Here is an 18,068-nt window from a genome sequence, read left to right as displayed (position 1 = left end):
GTTAACAAAAAATTTAAAATTGAAGATTTATAATAATGGAGAAGAATAGCGAAGCACTGAAGGGATAAAAGTAAAGGCCGCTTACGTTAAACGGCCTCTGGTGTTAGATTATAGTACTTCTAACAGCTCAACATCGAAGATCAATGTTGAGAAAGGTGCGATTGATGCACCAGCACCACGCTCACCGTAGGCAAGGTCATGTGGTACATACAGACGCCATTTAGAGCCAGCTGGCATAAGCTGTAGTGCTTCAGTCCAGCCTTTGATAACGCCATTTACTGGGAATTCGGCAGGCTGACCACGCTCGTAAGAGCTGTCGAATACGTTACCGTTGATCAGAGTACCGTGGTAATGAACACGAACAGTTGAATCTGCTGCAGGTTTGTCGCCTTCACCTGTTTCGATCACTTCGTACTGCAGACCAGACTCAGTTACTGTGATTTCAGCGCGCTTGGCATTTTCTTCCAGGAATGCAGTGCCTTCAGCAGCCAGTACTTTAGCTTCTTCTTCACGACGCTGTTGAATTTCTGCATTGATTTTTTCGAATGCAGCCTGGATCTCAGGGATCTCGACACGGAATGCTTCACCGGCGTAGGCATCTTTCATACCTTCAAATACCGAGTTCAGGTTCAAACCTTCAAACGGGTTAGACTTAAGCTGCTCACCCATTTGCAAACCAATACCATAACTTGCCTTTTCAGCATCTGTGTTGAATAAATCTGACATATTAGATCCACTTATTTATCAGTTTAAAAGAAGCGGCAGTGTATCACAGCACACAGATGACTAACAGGGAGGCGGATAACTTTATAGAAACAGCAGGTTTGGCGGAAGTGTGCAGGCAGCCTGGCTGCCCGCGAATCTTGTGAGTGGCTTGCGCCTATTGCGTTTTGCTGTAACTTTTCTGTTTGAACTCTCTGACGATGAAAGTGGCAAACGGCAAACTGAGCGTCAAACCTATGATTAATTCGTTACTGTACCCTGCCAGGCGCTCAGTAAAATAACAGCCGAAGCCAACGACGCCAAACATAGCAATGACAACACTGGCTACCATAGGAAATAGCTTTTCGTACTTAGTGATGATGTGTCCGACAAGCAAGTTGAATATGAAAGTGTAGAGCAAGGTGATACCGATACTGGGATACGCCTGCCCGTCAATTGCCAATACCAAAGCAGCTTGCAGGCCACTCAAATAAAAGAAACTGAAAATCACCCATAACGAACTATGAATAACAACTTGCTTAGTCATCACTGCCTCCGAACGAAAAAAACCGCCGTATAGGCGGTTTTGGGAATGAGGTGGCGGAGAGATAGGGATTTGAACCCTAGATACGCTATTAACGTATGCCGGTTTTCAAGACCGGTGCTTTCAACCACTCAGCCATCTCTCCGTTGTTGGCGCGCATTTTATGGTGACGAGGAAAGAAAGTAAAGCCCTAATTCAGTTTTTTGCAAAACTCTTTACCTGAGTGGACAAACTTTAAACGACTCTGTGCTCACATATTAGCGCAACACTAGTAATACTGTTTGGGTCTTCTTGCAACCCAGGCTCCAATGATGCTCAGCACGATGCACACCACAACCACCAACGCCATATCAATGATCCCCTGCTTAGGGTCCATCGCTGGGTAAAGATGCTCTAACAATACTGGGATAACAGACATGACGGCAACGCAACTGAGTACTTTAAACGCCCGGCTAAAATCAAACCGTCGACTGTAATTCATCCAGCTAGTTAACACGAGTAAGAAACACGCTGGTGATACGAGTGCTAACCAAGCCTCACTGATATGCGACAGTATAACACCCGTTGAAATACATCCTAATACACCCCAGACAATCCAGGTCCACCAATTCTCCCGCTCTTTTAAAAATAGATTGCCCATGACTATTCTTCTTATAATTGTGTTCCGAGACTGCTAAGCTTTAGCCTAACAAACAATCAGGTCACAAAACAACCGTAGAGCGAATAATTCCAGGGCCAAGTTCCTATTTTAATTACTGAGCACCAAGTTATAGCCGTCGACATCTCAGCTCAGCTCAGCTCAGCTCAGCTCAACAATAATGGCTACCCCTTGAGGGCAAAACAATAGAGGTATGTACAAGCCTACTCGCCAATGTCCTCATTCCACAGATCGGGGCGAGATTTGATAAACTCATCCATCATCGTGATGCACTCAGGATCCTGGCGGACATCTAACTCTACGCCATGTTCACGAAGTAACGCTTCATTGCCCATAAAGTTTTTGTTTTCCCCTATCACTACTTTCGGTATACCGTAAAGCATGACAGTTCCTGAGCACATTGGGCAAGGCGACAATGTGGTATATAATATACACTCTTTATATACCGCAGCACTCAAACGGCCTGCATTTTCCAAAGCATCCATTTCACCATGTAGCACTGTGCTGCCTTTCTGAACTCTCTGGTTATGCCCACGGCCGATTATTTCTCCTTTGTGGACCAGTACAGATCCAATCGGGATCCCGCCTTCATCAAGCCCCTTTTTCGCTTCGTCGATCGCCGCGGTTAAAAACTTATCCATGGTTGCACTCCTGATATTGATTACTGCATATTGAAGACCCTGTATCCTCAATCGCGTTCAAACTAGCACGCAATTGAGGACAAAATAAGAATAATCTAATTAGGGCGAATATGCTGCTAACGGCAGTAAATTAATGGCTCAGCGCTGCGCCTGATATCTGTACTGCTGGTTAAGTTGCTGGGCCTGTATATCGTCGATGACCCCTTGCTTGTTTAAAACGGCAATAATTGAACCGGGCTTTCGAGCGAGCTCCCCTGCTATCCTGTCAATCTCTGTATTGCCTTTATACAGTTCTATAACCTGCGCTATATCTGTGTCCGACCAGGGTAAACCATAATTTTTAGGCAATCCTTTCTCGAGATTTTCCTGCTGCTTTTGCGCCTGGGTTTTCTTTACTTTTTTCGCTTTCGGCTGCCACTGTAACGACTGGAAAAGCGCCCTGATCACATCAGGGTGGTTATAGGGCGAGTGTGCGGGCAGGATCTCTCCAGTGATGGGGTCAATGCCATTAGCCAGGCCATGCACTATGCTGGCCACTTGTTGTTGGTCCATATCTGCTCCTTGATTGAAATAACAATAATATAAACTTCCTGTAACAATATTAGTGTAGCAGGCTAATAGATATTGGGTCGTTTTTTCTAATCTTTATTGAATAACCAGCTCAATGTGGGCTCAGGGTTGATAGCAATTTGCCTATTCAGCGCGTGCTTTAGAAGCGATAACATATACTCAATAACACCGCTCAGGCGCCTTGCTATCGCTGAAGCATCGACATATAAATTGAAGTGATATTAAGTGATATTAATATAAGATAGGAAGTGCGATAGTCGCCCTAACCCAATGGGTTAGCACAACAAGACCAGCTACCTGAAGTTAGCCGGTCTGAAAAGTGGTGTTCGGTTTAGGTTTAAAGACCTTTAATTGACTCGTTGATGGCGCTCAGGGCCTGAACAGGATCGACAGCCTGAGTGATAGGTCTGCCAACTACCAGATAGTCACTACCCGACTTTATTGCCAGCTCTGGCGTCATGATACGCTTCTGATCTCCGGCATCACTCCCGGCAGGACGGATCCCCGGTGTGACCAAACAAAAGTCGTCGCCTAACTCAGCTTTAAGGTATTGTGCTTCCTGAGCAGAGCATACAACACCATCCAGCCCGGACTCTTTTGCCAGCTTTGCTAAGTAAAGCACCTGTTCTTGCGGTGTTTTGTCTACGCCCAGCTTGCTGAGCTGTGCCTGATCCATACTGGTCAAAACTGTAACCGCAATCAACAACGGAGCTTTATCACCGTACGCTTCAAGTGCCTGCTTAGCTTTGCTCATCATCTCAGTGCCGCCACTGGCGTGCACGTTGACCATCCATACACCCAACTCAGCCGCAGCTGTGACTGCCTTTGCAACTGTGTTTGGAATGTCGTGAAACTTTAAATCTAGGAATACATCAAACCCTTTATCAATCAGCTTAGAGACAAACTGAGGGCCAAAGTAGGTGAACATTTCCTTTCCGACCTTGAGTCGACATTCATTCGGAGAAAGCTGGGATACAAACGCCAGCGCAGCAGCTTCATTGTCGTAATCCAGTGCGATTAGCACCTTTTTTATTTCAGTGTTTGACATAGTTGACCTATTTCGCCTTGTAAAATGTCGATATTTTAATACCCGTCCACACCCTGACTTGGCAAAATTGATTCCCAAGACTTACAGGAGGGACATAACCAATAGAGTTTGTGGCTGGTAAAGCCACAATTTCGACACTGGTAATCTGGCTTAGTTGCAACATAAGCAGATACCAGGTTGTCTACTTCATTTAATACGGACTGAAACTTATCCTGCTTAGTGGCCAGTAGCTTGAGCAGAAAACTGAATCCCCGAATAGAAGGCTCACGTTTCAGGCTGTCAGTAAGGTAAGCAACCGCCTGCTGAGTATGCCCCGCTTCAACCAGCCCCTCGCAGTGTTTTATTTTTACCAGTACACCACTGGTTTTTAGCAAGTCATTGACCAGCGCATGAAACTCATGCTCGATATTAAGGCGCTGGTAACACACCTGCAGATCTTGCAGTACAAGCGGGATGGCACACGGAAACTGAGATACCAATTTACGCCAGTAATAAATGGCTTTCACGTTATCTTCTTTACCAAGCGCATCATGCCCTAATTCATAGAGGGGCCTGATCGTCGTTTTGGGCAGCTTAAGCGCACGCTCTAGGTAATCGGTGAAATGATCTGTACTTTGATTTTCTGAAGCCTGATACTCCAGCGCGGCTTCACAGTAAAAATTAGCAATGGCGGCGCAGTAAACTTGTTCGGTAAAGAGTTCTGCGTGGCTTTCGTACATGCTCACGCCTTTTTGCCACTCCCGGGTTTGCGAATACAGCTGAATAATAGGGATCAAGGCCTCTTCATAGTCAGCCTTAACCAGCTCGACCAGGTGTTCTTCAGCGCTGTCTAGTAAACCAGCCATAATGTAATCTTCTGCGAGTGCCAGTTTACAAGACTGAATGACCTGAATGTCCAGGCTGGGCTGTTTTAGAAGTAATTCATGAATACGGATGGCTCGGTCGAGCTCACCTCTTTTGCGGAATAAGGTGGCGAGTATGAGGTAGTGCTCGACAGAATCAGCACTAACCTCTAATAATTTTATCAGGTGCTCAAGGCCCTGATCTTCTTCTCTATCTAAAAGAAACTTTAATCCTTTGCTGTACTCCGAGGTAATTTTTCGGTTTTGTTCATGGGCTTGATTCTTGGCGCTATTTTTTCCCATAACATAGCCATAGGCGGCTGCGACTGGAAGCAATAGGAAAAGTAGTTCAATCATTTACGGCTGTGCGCTGTGTCGATTGATTAACTCTCTGCTGCTGGCGAATTTGCCTTTTTAACTGCGTTATTTTGCCAATGCCCAACAACAACCCTAATACCAAACCAAATACCACACATAGGCTCATTAAGCTGGCCAACGGCACTTCTGAACTGGCAATGATATAGTCGACTTTTACCAACGCTGGGTTTTGTGTTCCCAGCACAAAAGCGATTACCACCAGTATCAAAAAGAGTCCTTTTCTAACTACCTGGATCAAGCTTTACCTCTATAATCAGCTTTCTAGACTGGCATTGACGCGATCGCGAAGCTCTTTACCAGGCTTAAAATGAGGTACGTACTTTCCATCCAGCTCAACCGTTTCACCAGTTTTAGGGTTACGGCCCGTACGGGGTGAACGATAGTGGAGTGAAAAGCTGCCAAAGCCGCGGATTTCGATGCGATCCGAGCTTGAAAGTGACCCTGCCATTTGCTCTAAAATCTCTTTTACCGCATTTTCAACGTCTTTGACTGGAACGTGAATATGTTGCTCAGCAAGTTTTTCGATTAGTTCTGACTTTGTCATAGCGTTTCCTTTAGATAAAAAAGAAGGGCAAAAGTGCCCTTCTATTCAAGACTGAATATTAGTCTTTTTGAGCGTTTTTGAAAGCCGCAGCCATTGCATTTTCAAATGCTGGCTCTTCTTTCTTCAGCTTCTCAAGCGCTTCTTTCTCTTCAGCTTCGAAGATAGCTTTAACAGATAGGCTGATAGTACGGTTCTTACGATCAACACCTACAAATTTAGCTTCAATTTCGTCGCCTGCAGAAACAACGCTAGTTGCGTCTTCGATGCGCTCTTGTGCGATGTCAGCAACACGGATGTAGCCTTCAACGCCTTCGATAAGCTCAACAGTTGCGCCTTTCGCGTCAACGTCTGTCACTTTACCTTTAACAATAGCACCTTTTTTGTTTGCGTCTAGGTAGTTATTGAAAGGATCAGCTTCGATTTGCTTAACGCCTAGTGAGATACGCTCACGCTCTGGGTCAACCTGAAGAACGATTGCAGAGATCTCGTCGCCTTTCTTGTATTCACGTACAGCTTCTTCGCCAGGCGTGTTCCAAGAAATGTCAGACAGGTGTACAAGACCGTCGATACCACCGTCAAGACCGATGAAGATACCGAAATCAGTGATAGACTTGATCTTACCAGTAACTTGATCGCCTTTGTTCTGTAGACGAGCAAATTCCTGCCAAGGGTTAGCTTTACACTGCTTAAGACCAAGAGAAATACGACGACGCTCTTCGTCGATTTCAAGAACCATAACTTCAACAGTGTCACCTAGTGAAACAACTTTTGAAGGGTGGATGTTCTTGTTAGTCCAGTCCATTTCAGATACGTGTACCAGACCTTCTACGCCTTCTTCGATTTCAACGAAACAACCGTAGTCAGTTAGGTTAGTAACACGACCAGTTAGCTTAGCGCCTTCTGGGTAACGACCAGCGATAGCTGCCCAAGGATCTTCGCCAAGTTGCTTAAGACCTAGAGAAACACGTGTCTTCTCTTTGTCGAACTTAAGTACTTTAACTGCGATCTCGTCACCAACATTTACGATTTCGCTTGGGTGCTTAACGCGCTTCCAAGCCATGTCAGTGATGTGAAGTAGGCCGTCAACACCGCCCAGATCTACGAACGCACCGTAGTCTGTCAGGTTCTTAACGATACCTTTAACTTCTTGACCTTCAACAAGGTTAGCCAGCAGCTCTTCACGCTCTTGTGAGTTTTCAGACTCGATAACAGCACGACGAGAAACAACAACGTTGTTACGCTTCTGGTCAAGCTTGATTACTTTGAATTCAAGCTCTTTACCTTCAAGGTGTGTTGTGTCACGTACTGGACGAACGTCAACAAGTGAACCAGGTAGGAATGCACGGATTGAATCAACTTCAACTGTGAAACCACCTTTAACTTTACCGTTGATGACACCAACAACAGTTTCTTGTTCTTCACAAGCTTTCTCAAGGCGGATCCAAGCTTCGTGACGCTTCGCTTTCTCACGAGAAAGGATAGTTTCACCGAAACCATCTTCGATAGCGTCTAGTGCAACATCTACTTCGTCGCCAACAGCAACTTCTAGTTCACCAGCAGCATTTTTGAATTGCTCTGCAGGGATTGCACTTTCAGACTTAAGGCCAGCATCAACAAGAACGATGTTGTTCTCGATTGAGATAACTGTACCTTTTACGATAGAGCCTTGCTCTGCTTCAAAACCCTTTAGGCTTTCTTCAAATAACTGCGCAAAATTTTCTGACATACTAAATACGTCTCATAAATAAACATTCCAATTAGCAACCATGCTGCATGGGGTGGTTAATATAACGTCAGCTTCCTGCCAACGCAGTAAAAAATCTAGCTTGATGCGGGCAACTTGCCTGCGGCAATCGCCTCTTGAACCAAAGTGATGACTTTCGTAAACACTTGTTCTGCATTTAATTCTGTTGTATCGACCACGATAGCATCGTCCGCTGGCACCAAAGGCGCGACTTTGCGGTTCATATCGCGATCATCACGAGCTTCAATCTCGCTTAAAAGACCATCTAGTGTAACATCCAGGCCTTTATCCTTCAACTCCAGATAGCGACGCTTTGCACGCTCTTGTGCGCTGGCAGTTAAATAAATTTTCAACTCCGCTTTGGGAAAAACGACCGTCCCCATATCTCTACCATCGGCAATCAGACCATTCTCACTTCGAAACGCTCTTTGACGACGCAGTAGCGCTTCACGAACCCGAGGTAACGCAGCAATTTTAGACGCTGCTGCGCCCACTTCTTCATTGCGGATCGTATGTGTTACATCTTCACCTTCAAGGATCACTTTAATTTTTTTTGTAACGCCATCAATTGGAAACTGAACGTCCAAATTCGCGGCAAGCGGCACTAAGCCCTCTTCGTTATCGAGTGCAATATGATGATGAATAGCGGCCAAAGACAATACGCGATAAATAGCGCCACTATCCAAAACGTCCCAATCGAGCTTCTCAGCTAACAAACGACAAACCGTTCCTTTACCCGAGCCGCTTGGACCGTCCACGGTGATTACTGGCATGACAGCCTGCATTTAAACCTCCCGAAATGCACACCAAAAATTAACGCCGGTATTATACGCAAGTTTGCTGAATAGATCCTTATTGACATGTAACTTTTTGTTTGATTTTAAATTTACGACAGCGCATTGGCGGGAATATGGGGCCAGGCAGGCAGTCAATAATTGAAGCTGACTGCCCAAAGCCGGTTAAACTTGTGTGTTCAGGACAACAGATATAACCGGACAGGTATTACTGACTTACTGAAGATAACACCTCAAAATAAGTCGGGAAAGTTTTCGCCGTACAGCCAGGGTCATTGATGATCACATCGACACCACCAACGGCAACCATGGAAAAACACATGGCGATACGGTGGTCATTGTAGGTATCTATCTGTGCCAAATTAAACGTCTCCGGTGGCGTGATTTCGATGAAATCGTGCCCTTCAGTGACTTCAGCACCGACTTTCCTGAGTTCAGTTGCCATAGCATACAGGCGATCGGTTTCTTTAACGCGCCAGTTATAAATATTACGAATAGCGGTTTTGCCTGTGGCAAACAAAGCCACAGTTGCCAGCGTCATGGCAGCATCCGGTATGGCGTTTGCGTCAATGTCGACTCCATTCAGCTCGCCTTTGCGGACAACCAGCTTTTCATCATGCCAATCAATCACAGCGCCCACCTGCTCCATCACCCTGGCAAAACCAATGTCACCCTGCACGCTCTTGCGTCCAACACCATTGATTTCTATCTCACCACCTGCGATGGCAGCGGCGGCAATAAAGTAAGAAGCAGAGGATGCATCCCCTTCTACCATAATGGTGCCGGGAGAGGTATAACCTTGCTGACCTTTAACATGAAACACCTGATAATTATCATGGCTGACTGTGACACCAAACTGTGCCATCACGCCCAATGTAATATCAATATAGGGTTTTGAAACCAGCTCCCCTTTTATCCTTATTGTGGTGTCTTTGACAAACAAAGGAGCAGCCATCAGTAATGCCGTCAGAAACTGACTTGATATGCTGCCATCAATTTCAACTTCACCCCCTTCAATTGCATGGCCATTGATCTGTAGCGGAGGGTAGTCTTTATTCTTCAAATATTGGATATCCGCCCCCAGCGCATGTAAGGCATCCACCAAATGGCCGATGGGTCGCTCTTCCATACGTGGCTCGCCGATCAGCGTAAATTGGCCCTGACTGGCTGCTAACACAGCTGTCAGCGGCCTGAACGCGGTACCGGCATTGCCCAAAAATAAGGCTTCTGAAGGCGTTTTGAAATGCCCGCCTTGTCCATAAACGCGAGCTGAGGTTTTATCTTCATTGAGCTCTACTTCTACACCCATCTGTGCAAGTGCCTGAAGCATGTGATGAATATCATCACTGTCGAGCAGATTATTCACTTGTGTAACGCCGTCACACAACGCAGCCAGCAGTAGCACTCTGTTTGACAAGCTCTTTGAGCCTGGCAAGGTAACACTGCCATTAACTTTTTCTATGGCGTTTAACCTCAGTTGTTCCATTAGCTATTCTCCTGCGCAAATTTTTCCATAAATGCGATCAGTGCTTTGATGCCTTCAATGGGCATCGCGTTGTAAATGCTCGCACGCATACCGCCAACGAAACGGTGACCTTCCAGTGCTATCAGGCCATGCTCCTGCGCCTGTGCCAGAAATTGCTCATTCAAAGACTCATCGTGCAACCAAAATGGGACATTCATCAGTGAACGACAATGCTTGGCTACCTTATTAAGGTAGAAAGAAGAACTATCGATGTAATCGTACAGCAGCGCGGCTTTTTCTTTATTGTGTGCTTCCATCGCCTTAACGCCGCCAATGGACTCCAGGTATTTGAATACCTCGGCGGCCAGGTACCAGGCAAACGTCGGTGGCGTGTTGTACATGCTTTGCTGTTGCGCTTCGATTGCGTAATCTAAAATAGCCGGTCTCGGTAAACCTTTACGCTCAAGCAGCGTTTTGCGCACAATCGCTATGCTTAAACCCGACGGACCAATGTTTTTCTGAGCACCAGCGTAAATCAAATCAAAATCATCTACGTTCATCTCACGTGACAGAATGTTGGACGACATATCCGCGACGATTGGCGCCGTCGGATGCTTTGGCACCTCAAATAACTCAATCCCGTCGATGGTTTCATTCGGGCAGTAATGAATGTATGCGGCGTTGTCAGGTAGTGCCCACTGAGAAACAGGTAATACGTCGAACACGCCATCCTGATCACAGCGAATATCGATAGACTCAACCTGAGTGAACTTTTGACCTTCTTTGGTCGCACCACAAGACCAGATCCCATTTTCGATATATACCCCAGGTGCATCGTCCTGGTGCAGGTTAAGGGGGACCGCTGCAAAATGGCCGCGACCACCACCGTGCATAAACAGCACCTCGAATTCATCCGAAATATTCATCAGACGACGCAGGCTTGCTTCGCATTCACGCGCCAGTTCTAAAAACGGTGCCGAACGGTGGCTGATCTCCATCACAGAGACCCCCAGATTTTGCCAGTTAGTAAATTCTTGTTGAGCTTTTTTCATAACAGCAGGTGGCAACATCGCCGGGCCCGCACAAAAGTTATAAACGCGCATAGTTTCCTCATTCCAGTTTTTATACTGCCACAGGCAGTGTGCTTAATTATTTTTGTGAACGCACAGGGTGTGATGCCCATACGCTCAAATGATGTGTGTCGAAATAATAAAAAAGCGGCCTAAGCCGCTTTTTTGTCTTGAACCAGATTACTCCGGTGCCTGCTCATCAGTGTCAGGCGTTTCAACAAGCTCTGCTTCCCCTTCCAGGGTGTCGTCGATTTCGATCTCTTCGATACGTTGTAAACCAACTACCTGCTCGTCGTCAACCGTTCTGATCAGAATAACGCCCTGAGTATTACGCCCAACGGTCGATACTTCGTTCACTCGGGTACGTACCAGTGTGCCTCGGTTCGAAATCAGCATGATCTCATCGTTGTCCTGAACCTGAACAGCACCTACTACACGGCCGTTACGTTCAGTGACCTTAATTGAAACCACCCCTTGCGTTGCACGGCTCTTAGCTGGGTACTCTTCAAGCGGCGTACGCTTACCATAACCATTTTCGGTAACAGTCAGAATCGCACCATCGTTCTTAGGGACAATCAGTGAAACCACTTTAACGTCATCCGGCATCTTAATACCGCGTACACCGGTCGCAGTGCGACCCATTGGACGCAATGCCAGCATTTCTTCACCCGTTTGGGGGTCAATCTTCACTTCGCCAGTGTCGGAGTCGCGCAGCTTCTCGTTAAAGCGCACAACTTTACCGTGGTCGGTAAACAGCATAATGTCGTTAGTGCCATCTGTGATATCCGCACCGATCAGGCTATCACCATCATTGAGGTTGATGGCAATAATACCGCTTGCACGCTGGCGGCTGTATGCAGTTAATGGCGTCTTCTTCACCACACCATTGGCCGTGGCCATCAGGACAAATTTATCGTCTTCATATTGCTTAACCGGCAATATCGTGGTGATACGCTCATCCGCTTCCAGCGGCAGTAAGTTAACAATCGGCTTACCACGCGCGGCACGTGAAGCCAGTGGCAACTGGTACACTTTCAACCAGTAAAGACGACCCGAGGTCGAGAAGCACAAAATTGTATCGTGGGTGTTGGCTACCAGCAGACGCTCAATGAAGTCTTCATCCTTCATCTTAGTTGCGGCTTTACCTTTACCACCGCGGCGCTGCGCTTCGTAATCAGACAGAGGCTGATATTTCACATAGCCTTCGTGAGACAGGGTCACGACCACATCTTCTTCGTTGATCAGATCTTCCAGGCTAATGTCGTGCGCCGCTGCAGAAATCTCAGTACGACGCTCATCGCCATAGTTTTCTTTAATTTCCGCCAGCTCGTCACGGATCACTTCCATCAGACGATCAGGTGAAGACAAAATCAACAACAGCTCTGCGATTAAATCCAGTAGCTCCTGATATTCGCCCAGGATCTTTTCATGCTCAAGACCTGTTAGCTTGTGTAAGCGTAAATCAAGAATCGCCTGAGCCTGTTGCTCTGACAGGTAGTACTGACCATCACGGATCCCCAGCTCAGCATCAAGCCAGTCTGGGCGCGCCACATTCTCTTCGCCAGCACGCTCCAGCATAGAGCGTACTGAACCCAGCTCCCAAGGGCGCGCTGTCAGTGCAGCTTTGGCTTCTGCCGGTGTCGGTGACTTACGGATAAGCTCGATAATTGGGTCGATATTCGCCAGCGCAATCGCCAGACCTTCAAGCGTGTGCGCACGGTCACGTGCTTTACGCAAGTCATAAACAGTGCGACGCGTTACCACTTCACGGCGGTGAACGATAAAGGCTTCGAGCATTTCTTTAAGGTTGAAACACTTAGGCTGATTGTTATCCAGCGCAACCATGTTGATACCAAACACAGTTTGTAGCTGAGTTTGGGCATACAGGTTGTTCAGAACAACTTCGCCCACTTCACCACGTTTGATCTCAATAACGATACGCATACCGTCTTTGTCAGATTCGTCACGCAGTGCGCTGATCCCTTCTACCTTTTTGTCTTTAACCAGCTCGGCGATTTTCTCAATCAAACGCGCTTTGTTAACCTGGTATGGGATTTCATTGACGATGATGGTTTCTTTACCGGTTTTCTCATCAGTTTCGATTTCAGCGCGGGCACGAATATAAACTTTACCACGGCCGGTTTTATAGGCCTGCTCGATGCCTTTTTTGCCATTAATGATAGCTGCGGTCGGGAAATCCGGACCCGGAATATAATCAATCAGCTCATCGATGGTGATATCCGGGTTTTGGATCACAGCCAGGCAGCCGTTGATCACTTCAGTCAGGTTGTGAGGCGGAATGTTTGTCGCCATACCAACCGCGATACCAGACGAACCGTTCACCAACAGGTTAGGTACTTTTGTTGGTAACACATCAGGAATTTGTTCTGTGCCATCGTAGTTTGGCACGTAATCAACGGTTTCTTTTTCCAGGTCCGCCAACAGCTCGTGAGACATTTTTGCCATACGCACTTCGGTATAACGCATTGCCGCTGCCGAGTCACCATCGACTGAACCGAAGTTACCCTGGCCATCTACCAGCATGTAACGCAGTGAAAACGGTTGTGCCATACGAACAATAGTATCGTAAACCGCACTGTCACCGTGCGGGTGGTATTTACCGATCACGTCGCCCACAACACGGGCCGATTTTTTATAAGGTTTGTTCCAGTCGTTACGCAACTCGTTCATTGCGAATAACACGCGACGGTGTACAGGTTTCAGGCCATCCCGGACGTCCGGTAACGCACGTCCAACGATAACGCTCATCGCGTAATCAAGGTAGGAATTTTTCAATTCGTCTTCGATATTGACCGGGAGGATTTCATTGGCAAGATCAGTCATTTAATACCACTTTCCTTCAGAGTCTTTCCCTTTTGTGTCACACTATGGACATCAAAAGGCTCAATTATTATTAGTTCGACTGGGGATACTATCATAGTTTCTGGGTTAATGCAGTGGCTAAATGACTCGGAAATTTCATCCAATACCGATAGAATGCCCTCAGTTCAACGAGGAAGTTTTTTATGACCGAACATCAAAATGTAGATTTAAGTGAAATTGCCAAATTTGAAGAGATAGCCGAGCGCTGGTGGGACCGCGATGGTGAATTTAAACCTTTACATGACATCAACCCGTTACGATTAGACTTTATCAATGACCGTTGTGGTGGCTTATTTGACAAAAAAGTACTGGATGTGGGCTGTGGCGGCGGCATTCTGACAGAAAGCATGGCCAAAATGGGTGCCAAAGCACACGGTATTGACCTCGGCCAGGAGCCGCTCAATGTAGCCAAATTGCACGCGCTTGAAGCCGGAGTCTCAATTGACTATCGCAAAGTATCAGCCGAAGAGTTCGCAGCGCACCATAGTGAACAATTTGATGTCGTCACTTGCATGGAAATGCTTGAGCATGTGCCCGACCCGGCTTCTATTGTTGCCGCAGTGGCAAAAGCAGCCAAGCCCGGCGCCGATGTGTTTTTCTCCACTCTGAATAAGACCCACAAAGCCTTTTTGCTGGCCGTTATTGCCGCTGAGCGTGTACTTAAGATGGTGCCACCAGGTACCCATGACCACAATAAGTTCATTCGCCCTTCTACTTTAATTGGCTGGGCCGAAGCCGAAGGGCTGAAGGTACGACGCGCTGCAGGGATCAACTACAACCCCTTTGGTAAAACCTTTACGCTGAGCGATGACGTCAGTGTGAATTACCTCCTTCACTTCGAGAAACTCGCATGACACAGGCTGTAATTTTTGACCTCGATGGCACCTTGCTCGATACCCGTGATGACCTGGGCGCCGCACTTAATGATGTATTGCAAAGACATGGCATGGCGCAAGTCGCCCCTGCTGTTTATAGTCCCGCTATCTCAAATGGTGTGAAAGCGCTATTGGAAGTTGGCTTTGGTGATAAACTCTGTGAATTCGACTTCGAAACGCTCAAGCAGGAAGTGCTCGACTACTATGCACAGAATCTGGCGGTTCACTCACACTGTTTTACAGGGGTTGAGTCTTTACTAGAGGCTCTTGCGCAGAAAGGGATCAAAACGGGCATCATGACCAACAAGCCAACTTTTCTGACTCTGCCTTTGCTGGCACAGATAGAGGCACTGAGTGACATTGAGGTCGTTGTCTGTGGCGATACCTTAAGCGTTGCCAAACCACACCCAGAACCTTTGCTACTCGTCGCCGAGAAATTGGGCGTGGATCCCGAGCACTGTATTTATGTGGGGGACGCTGCACGCGATATTACCGCGGCCAAAGCGGCGGGTATGCGCTCAGCGGCTGCCTTATGGGGATTCATTCCATCCCTTAAAGAGGCACAAAGCTGGTCTGCGGATCTGGATCTTACTAACCCAGAATCGCTATTTTCTCATATTTAGTGCCTTAAATAATAAAACACCACTATATGTTGTGTTTTATACTATATTGAGAACAAACTTGCGCAGAAAAAAAACAGTCGCGCAGTTTGCGAAAATTTCTTAAAAAAAGCGAAAAATCGACTGACGTGAGTTGATTTTTTTTTGCTTACTGCGATGTTGGATAGCAGAAGGTTAGTATTCACTAACATAAAAATATTATCCCTATGTTATCCACAATCCACAGAAAGTTGTTCTATTGCAAAATGGCGATAACCCCACTATCTTGTGATCCTCTTTCTAGCGGACACCATATATAGTGGTGAAATGCTAAGCAATTATGAATATGCGATGACAATTACCGCATTCCGGGGGAATACAGGCGTAGCTATGAACCAACAATTATCTGTCAGTAAACGTAACGGCCGTAAAGAGCCGCTTGATTTAGATAAAATTCATCGAGTGATAAACTGGGCTGCCGAAGGCCTGAATAATGTGTCGGTTTCTCAGGTAGAGCTTAAGTCTCACATTCAGTTTTATGATGGTATTCGCACAGAAGACATTCATGAGACTATCATCAAAGCAGCTGCCGATCTGATCTCAAAAGATACACCAGACTACCAATATCTTGCGGCGCGTCTTGCTGTATTCCATTTGCGTAAGAAGGCCTATGGCCAGTTTGAGCCGCCTCACCTATACGACCACGTTACTAAATTGGTTGAAGACAAGCGCTACGATGCCGGTCTGTTGACCGATTATACCCGCGAAGAATATGAGCAACTAAACGACTTCCTGGATCATGACCGTGATATGTCGTTCAGTTATGCTGCGGTCAAACAGCTGGAAGGTAAATACCTGGTTCAGAACCGCGTTACCGGCGAAATCTACGAAAGTGCACAGTTTTTGTATATTCTGGTTGCAGCCAGCCTGTTCTCTGATTATCCAAAAGAAACGCGCCTTGACTACATCAAACGTTTTTACGATGCGGTGTCTCAGTTCAAGATCTCGTTACCGACGCCTATTATGTCGGGCGTACGTACACCAACACGCCAGTTCAGCTCGTGTGTATTAATCGAAACGGCAGATAGCCTGGATTCAATTAACGCCACCTCATCTGCCATCGTAAAATACGTCAGTCAGCGTGCCGGGATCGGTGTTAATGCAGGTCGAATTCGTGCGCTGGGCAGCCCTATTCGCAATGGCGAAGCATTCCACACAGGTTGTATTCCTTTTTATAAACACTTCCAGACAGCTGTAAAGAGCTGCTCTCAGGGTGGCGTTCGTGGCGGAGCAGCAACGCTGTTTTACCCGCTTTGGCACCTGGAAGTTGAAAACCTGCTGGTGCTGAAGAATAACCGTGGTGTTGAAGAAAACCGGGTAAGACACCTTGATTACGGTGTACAGTTCAACAAAACCATGTACACACGTCTGATCAAAGATGATTACATCACCCTATTCAGTCCGTCAGATGTACCAGGCCTGTATGATGCCTTCTTTGAAGATCAGGACAAGTTTGAGCGCCTGTACGTACAGTACGAGCAGGACGAGTCAATCCGTAAGAAACGCATTAAAGCACTTGAGCTGTTTTCTATGTTTGCGCAGGAGCGTGCCAGCACAGGCCGTATCTATCTGCAAAACGTAGACCACTGCAACACGCACAGCCCGTTTGATGCCAAAGTTGCGCCTATCCGCCAGTCTAACCTGTGTCTGGAAATTGCGTTGCCGACTAAGCCACTGAGTCATGTTAATGACGAAGAAGGTGAAATTGCACTGTGTACCCTGTCTGCGTTTAACCTTGGCGCCATCAGCAGCTTGGATGAACTTGAAGAGCTTGCTGAGCTGGCTGTTCGTGCGCTGGACAACTTGCTGGACTTCCAGGACTACCCTGTCCCTGCGGCAAAAAATGCCACGATGGGCCGCCGTACACTGGGTATTGGTGTCATTAACTTTGCCTACTACCTGGCTAAGAATGGCGTGAAATATTCAGATGGCAGTGCCAACGGCCTGACGCACAGAACGTTTGAAGCCATCCAGTATTACCTGATGAAAGCGTCTAACAAGCTGGCTCAGGAACGTGGTGCATGTCCTAAATTTAATGAAACAACTTACGCTAAAGGCATTATGCCAATCGATACCTACAAAAAAGATGTCGACACTATCTGTAGTGAGCCACTGCACCTGGACTGGGATGCACTGCGTCAGGACATCATGCAATACGGTATGCGTAATTCAACCTTGTCTGCACTGATGCCGTCAGAGACCTCTTCTCAGATCTCAAACGCAACCAATGGTATTGAACCACCGCGTGGTCACATTAGCGTTAAGGCCAGTAAAGATGGTATCCTTAAACAAGTCGTGCCTGAGTACGAGCGATTGAAGAATAACTACGAGCTATTATGGGATATCCCGTCAAACGATGGTTATCTGGGTCTGGTAGGTATTATGCAAAAATTTGTAGACCAAACAATTTCTGCCAACACCAACTATGATCCGACTAAGTTTGAAGGCGGTAAAGTACCAATGAAGCTGTTGCTCAAAGATCTGCTTACTGCATATAAACTGGGCGTAAAAACCCTGTATTACCACAACACCCGTGACGGTGCATCGGACGCTCAGGACGAAATGAAGCCTGAGGCTGAAGACGATGATTGTGCAGGCGGCGCTTGTAAAATCTAATCTTGGTTAGCGGGTAATTTACCCGCTCTTTTTTG

General features: G+C 46.7%; 17 protein-coding genes and 1 tRNA gene. 3 read left to right on the top strand and 15 right to left on the bottom strand.

What is annotated here, in order from left to right:
- Positions 1 to 108 precede the first annotated feature (108 nt).
- The 15 genes from C3B51_RS21445 to gyrA all read right to left on the bottom strand — a co-directional run bounded on the left by C3B51_RS21445 (position 109) and on the right by gyrA (position 13,844).
- Entirely contained in the window at positions 109 to 726 is a 618-nt protein-coding gene (locus tag C3B51_RS21445) for an FKBP-type peptidyl-prolyl cis-trans isomerase (RefSeq protein WP_046004379.1), read from the bottom strand.
- A gap of 154 nt (positions 727 to 880) precedes the next feature.
- Positions 881 to 1,249, bottom strand: coding sequence for a hypothetical protein (locus tag C3B51_RS21440; protein ID WP_130246340.1), 369 nt, complete (start codon positions 1,247 to 1,249; stop codon positions 881 to 883).
- A 51-nt stretch (positions 1,250 to 1,300) separates the two neighbouring features.
- Positions 1,301 to 1,391, bottom strand: a tRNA-Ser gene (locus C3B51_RS21435).
- A 123-nt stretch (positions 1,392 to 1,514) separates the two neighbouring features.
- On the bottom strand, positions 1,515 to 1,727 hold the full coding sequence (locus C3B51_RS24015) for a hypothetical protein (RefSeq protein ID WP_240657393.1): 213 nt from the start codon (positions 1,725 to 1,727) through the stop codon (positions 1,515 to 1,517).
- A gap of 380 nt (positions 1,728 to 2,107) precedes the next feature.
- Positions 2,108 to 2,545: a nucleoside deaminase gene (locus C3B51_RS21425; RefSeq protein WP_130246338.1), complete on the bottom strand. Its 438-nt coding sequence runs from the start codon at positions 2,543 to 2,545 to the stop codon at positions 2,108 to 2,110.
- A gap of 138 nt (positions 2,546 to 2,683) precedes the next feature.
- On the bottom strand, positions 2,684 to 3,097 hold the full coding sequence (locus tag C3B51_RS21420) for a hypothetical protein (protein WP_130246337.1): 414 nt from the start codon (positions 3,095 to 3,097) through the stop codon (positions 2,684 to 2,686).
- 355 nt (positions 3,098 to 3,452) lie between these two features.
- Positions 3,453 to 4,163 carry an orotidine-5'-phosphate decarboxylase gene (pyrF, locus tag C3B51_RS21415; protein WP_130246336.1) on the bottom strand — a complete coding sequence of 237 codons (711 nt, stop codon included), beginning with the start codon at positions 4,161 to 4,163 and terminating at the stop codon, positions 3,453 to 3,455.
- A 35-nt stretch (positions 4,164 to 4,198) separates the two neighbouring features.
- Positions 4,199 to 5,362 carry a lipopolysaccharide assembly protein LapB gene (gene lapB / locus C3B51_RS21410; RefSeq protein ID WP_130246335.1) on the bottom strand — a complete coding sequence of 388 codons (1,164 nt, stop codon included), beginning with the start codon at positions 5,360 to 5,362 and terminating at the stop codon, positions 4,199 to 4,201.
- The gene (locus C3B51_RS21405) at positions 5,355 to 5,621 is read right to left on the bottom strand and encodes a lipopolysaccharide assembly protein LapA domain-containing protein (RefSeq protein ID WP_046004372.1); all 267 of its coding nucleotides are present in this window, start codon (positions 5,619 to 5,621) and stop codon (positions 5,355 to 5,357) included. The genes lapB and C3B51_RS21405 overlap by 8 nt, the downstream gene beginning before the upstream one ends.
- A 15-nt stretch (positions 5,622 to 5,636) precedes the next feature.
- Positions 5,637 to 5,927 carry an integration host factor subunit beta gene (gene ihfB, locus C3B51_RS21400; protein ID WP_046004371.1) on the bottom strand — a complete coding sequence of 97 codons (291 nt, stop codon included), beginning with the start codon at positions 5,925 to 5,927 and terminating at the stop codon, positions 5,637 to 5,639.
- Positions 5,928 to 5,985: 58 nt separating this feature from the next.
- Complete coding sequence (gene rpsA, locus C3B51_RS21395) at positions 5,986 to 7,653, bottom strand: 30S ribosomal protein S1 (protein WP_125717586.1); 1,668 nt, start codon at positions 7,651 to 7,653, stop codon at positions 5,986 to 5,988.
- 95 nt (positions 7,654 to 7,748) lie between these two features.
- Entirely contained in the window at positions 7,749 to 8,456 is a 708-nt protein-coding gene (gene cmk / locus C3B51_RS21390; RefSeq protein WP_125717587.1) for a (d)CMP kinase, read from the bottom strand.
- A gap of 217 nt (positions 8,457 to 8,673) precedes the next feature.
- Positions 8,674 to 9,951, bottom strand: a complete 1,278-nt coding sequence (aroA, locus tag C3B51_RS21385) for a 3-phosphoshikimate 1-carboxyvinyltransferase (protein ID WP_125717588.1) — start codon at positions 9,949 to 9,951, stop codon at positions 8,674 to 8,676.
- Positions 9,951 to 11,033: a 3-phosphoserine/phosphohydroxythreonine transaminase gene (gene serC, locus C3B51_RS21380; RefSeq protein ID WP_125717589.1), complete on the bottom strand. Its 1,083-nt coding sequence runs from the start codon at positions 11,031 to 11,033 to the stop codon at positions 9,951 to 9,953. The genes aroA and serC overlap by 1 nt, the downstream gene beginning before the upstream one ends.
- Positions 11,034 to 11,180: 147 nt before the next feature.
- On the bottom strand, positions 11,181 to 13,844 hold the full coding sequence (gene gyrA, locus C3B51_RS21375) for a DNA topoisomerase (ATP-hydrolyzing) subunit A (protein ID WP_130246334.1): 2,664 nt from the start codon (positions 13,842 to 13,844) through the stop codon (positions 11,181 to 11,183).
- Positions 13,845 to 14,026: 182 nt separating this feature from the next.
- Between gyrA and ubiG the strand changes: the two genes are divergently transcribed.
- The 3 genes from ubiG to nrdA all read left to right on the top strand — a co-directional run bounded on the left by ubiG (position 14,027) and on the right by nrdA (position 18,033).
- Positions 14,027 to 14,737 carry a bifunctional 2-polyprenyl-6-hydroxyphenol methylase/3-demethylubiquinol 3-O-methyltransferase UbiG gene (ubiG, locus tag C3B51_RS21370; RefSeq protein ID WP_130246333.1) on the top strand — a complete coding sequence of 237 codons (711 nt, stop codon included), beginning with the start codon at positions 14,027 to 14,029 and terminating at the stop codon, positions 14,735 to 14,737.
- A complete protein-coding gene (locus tag C3B51_RS21365; RefSeq protein WP_130246332.1) occupies positions 14,734 to 15,381 on the top strand; it encodes an HAD family hydrolase in 648 nt (215 codons plus the stop codon). Before ubiG ends, C3B51_RS21365 begins: the two co-directional genes overlap by 4 nt.
- Positions 15,382 to 15,747: 366 nt before the next feature.
- A complete protein-coding gene (gene nrdA / locus C3B51_RS21360) occupies positions 15,748 to 18,033 on the top strand; it encodes a class 1a ribonucleoside-diphosphate reductase subunit alpha (RefSeq protein WP_046004364.1) in 2,286 nt (761 codons plus the stop codon).
- Positions 18,034 to 18,068: the final 35 nt, after the last annotated feature.

Origin of the sequence: Pseudoalteromonas rubra (genome assembly GCF_004212645.1) — a bacterium.
Taxonomy (GTDB): domain Bacteria; phylum Pseudomonadota; class Gammaproteobacteria; order Enterobacterales; family Alteromonadaceae; genus Pseudoalteromonas; species Pseudoalteromonas rubra_G.
The sequence above is the reverse complement of the archived record's forward strand: the minus strand, read 5'-3'. Positions and strand labels throughout refer to the sequence as shown.

Bases quoted from the DNA above. Each gene is read 5' to 3' on its own strand.
- lapB (WP_130246335.1), bottom strand. From the start codon at position 5,362: ATGATTGAACTACTTTTCCTATTGCTTCCAGTCGCAGCCGCCTATGGC.
- cmk (WP_125717587.1), bottom strand. From the start codon at position 8,456: ATGCAGGCTGTCATGCCAGTAATCACCGTGGACGGTCCAAGCGGCTCG.
- aroA (WP_125717588.1), bottom strand. From the start codon at position 9,951: ATGGAACAACTGAGGTTAAACGCCATAGAAAAAGTTAATGGCAGTGTT.
- ubiG (WP_130246333.1), top strand. From the start codon at position 14,027: ATGACCGAACATCAAAATGTAGATTTAAGTGAAATTGCCAAATTTGAA.
- rpsA (WP_125717586.1), bottom strand. From the start codon at position 7,653: ATGTCAGAAAATTTTGCGCAGTTATTTGAAGAAAGCCTAAAGGGTTTT.
- nrdA (WP_046004364.1), top strand. From the start codon at position 15,748: ATGAACCAACAATTATCTGTCAGTAAACGTAACGGCCGTAAAGAGCCG.
- gyrA (WP_130246334.1), bottom strand. From the start codon at position 13,844: ATGACTGATCTTGCCAATGAAATCCTCCCGGTCAATATCGAAGACGAA.
- C3B51_RS24015 (WP_240657393.1), bottom strand. From the start codon at position 1,727: ATGAATTACAGTCGACGGTTTGATTTTAGCCGGGCGTTTAAAGTACTC.
- C3B51_RS21420 (WP_130246337.1), bottom strand. From the start codon at position 3,097: ATGGACCAACAACAAGTGGCCAGCATAGTGCATGGCCTGGCTAATGGC.
- C3B51_RS21425 (WP_130246338.1), bottom strand. From the start codon at position 2,545: ATGGATAAGTTTTTAACCGCGGCGATCGACGAAGCGAAAAAGGGGCTT.
- pyrF (WP_130246336.1), bottom strand. From the start codon at position 4,163: ATGTCAAACACTGAAATAAAAAAGGTGCTAATCGCACTGGATTACGAC.
- serC (WP_125717589.1), bottom strand. From the start codon at position 11,033: ATGCGCGTTTATAACTTTTGTGCGGGCCCGGCGATGTTGCCACCTGCT.
- C3B51_RS21445 (WP_046004379.1), bottom strand. From the start codon at position 726: ATGTCAGATTTATTCAACACAGATGCTGAAAAGGCAAGTTATGGTATT.
- C3B51_RS21365 (WP_130246332.1), top strand. From the start codon at position 14,734: ATGACACAGGCTGTAATTTTTGACCTCGATGGCACCTTGCTCGATACC.
- C3B51_RS21440 (WP_130246340.1), bottom strand. From the start codon at position 1,249: ATGACTAAGCAAGTTGTTATTCATAGTTCGTTATGGGTGATTTTCAGT.
- ihfB (WP_046004371.1), bottom strand. From the start codon at position 5,927: ATGACAAAGTCAGAACTAATCGAAAAACTTGCTGAGCAACATATTCAC.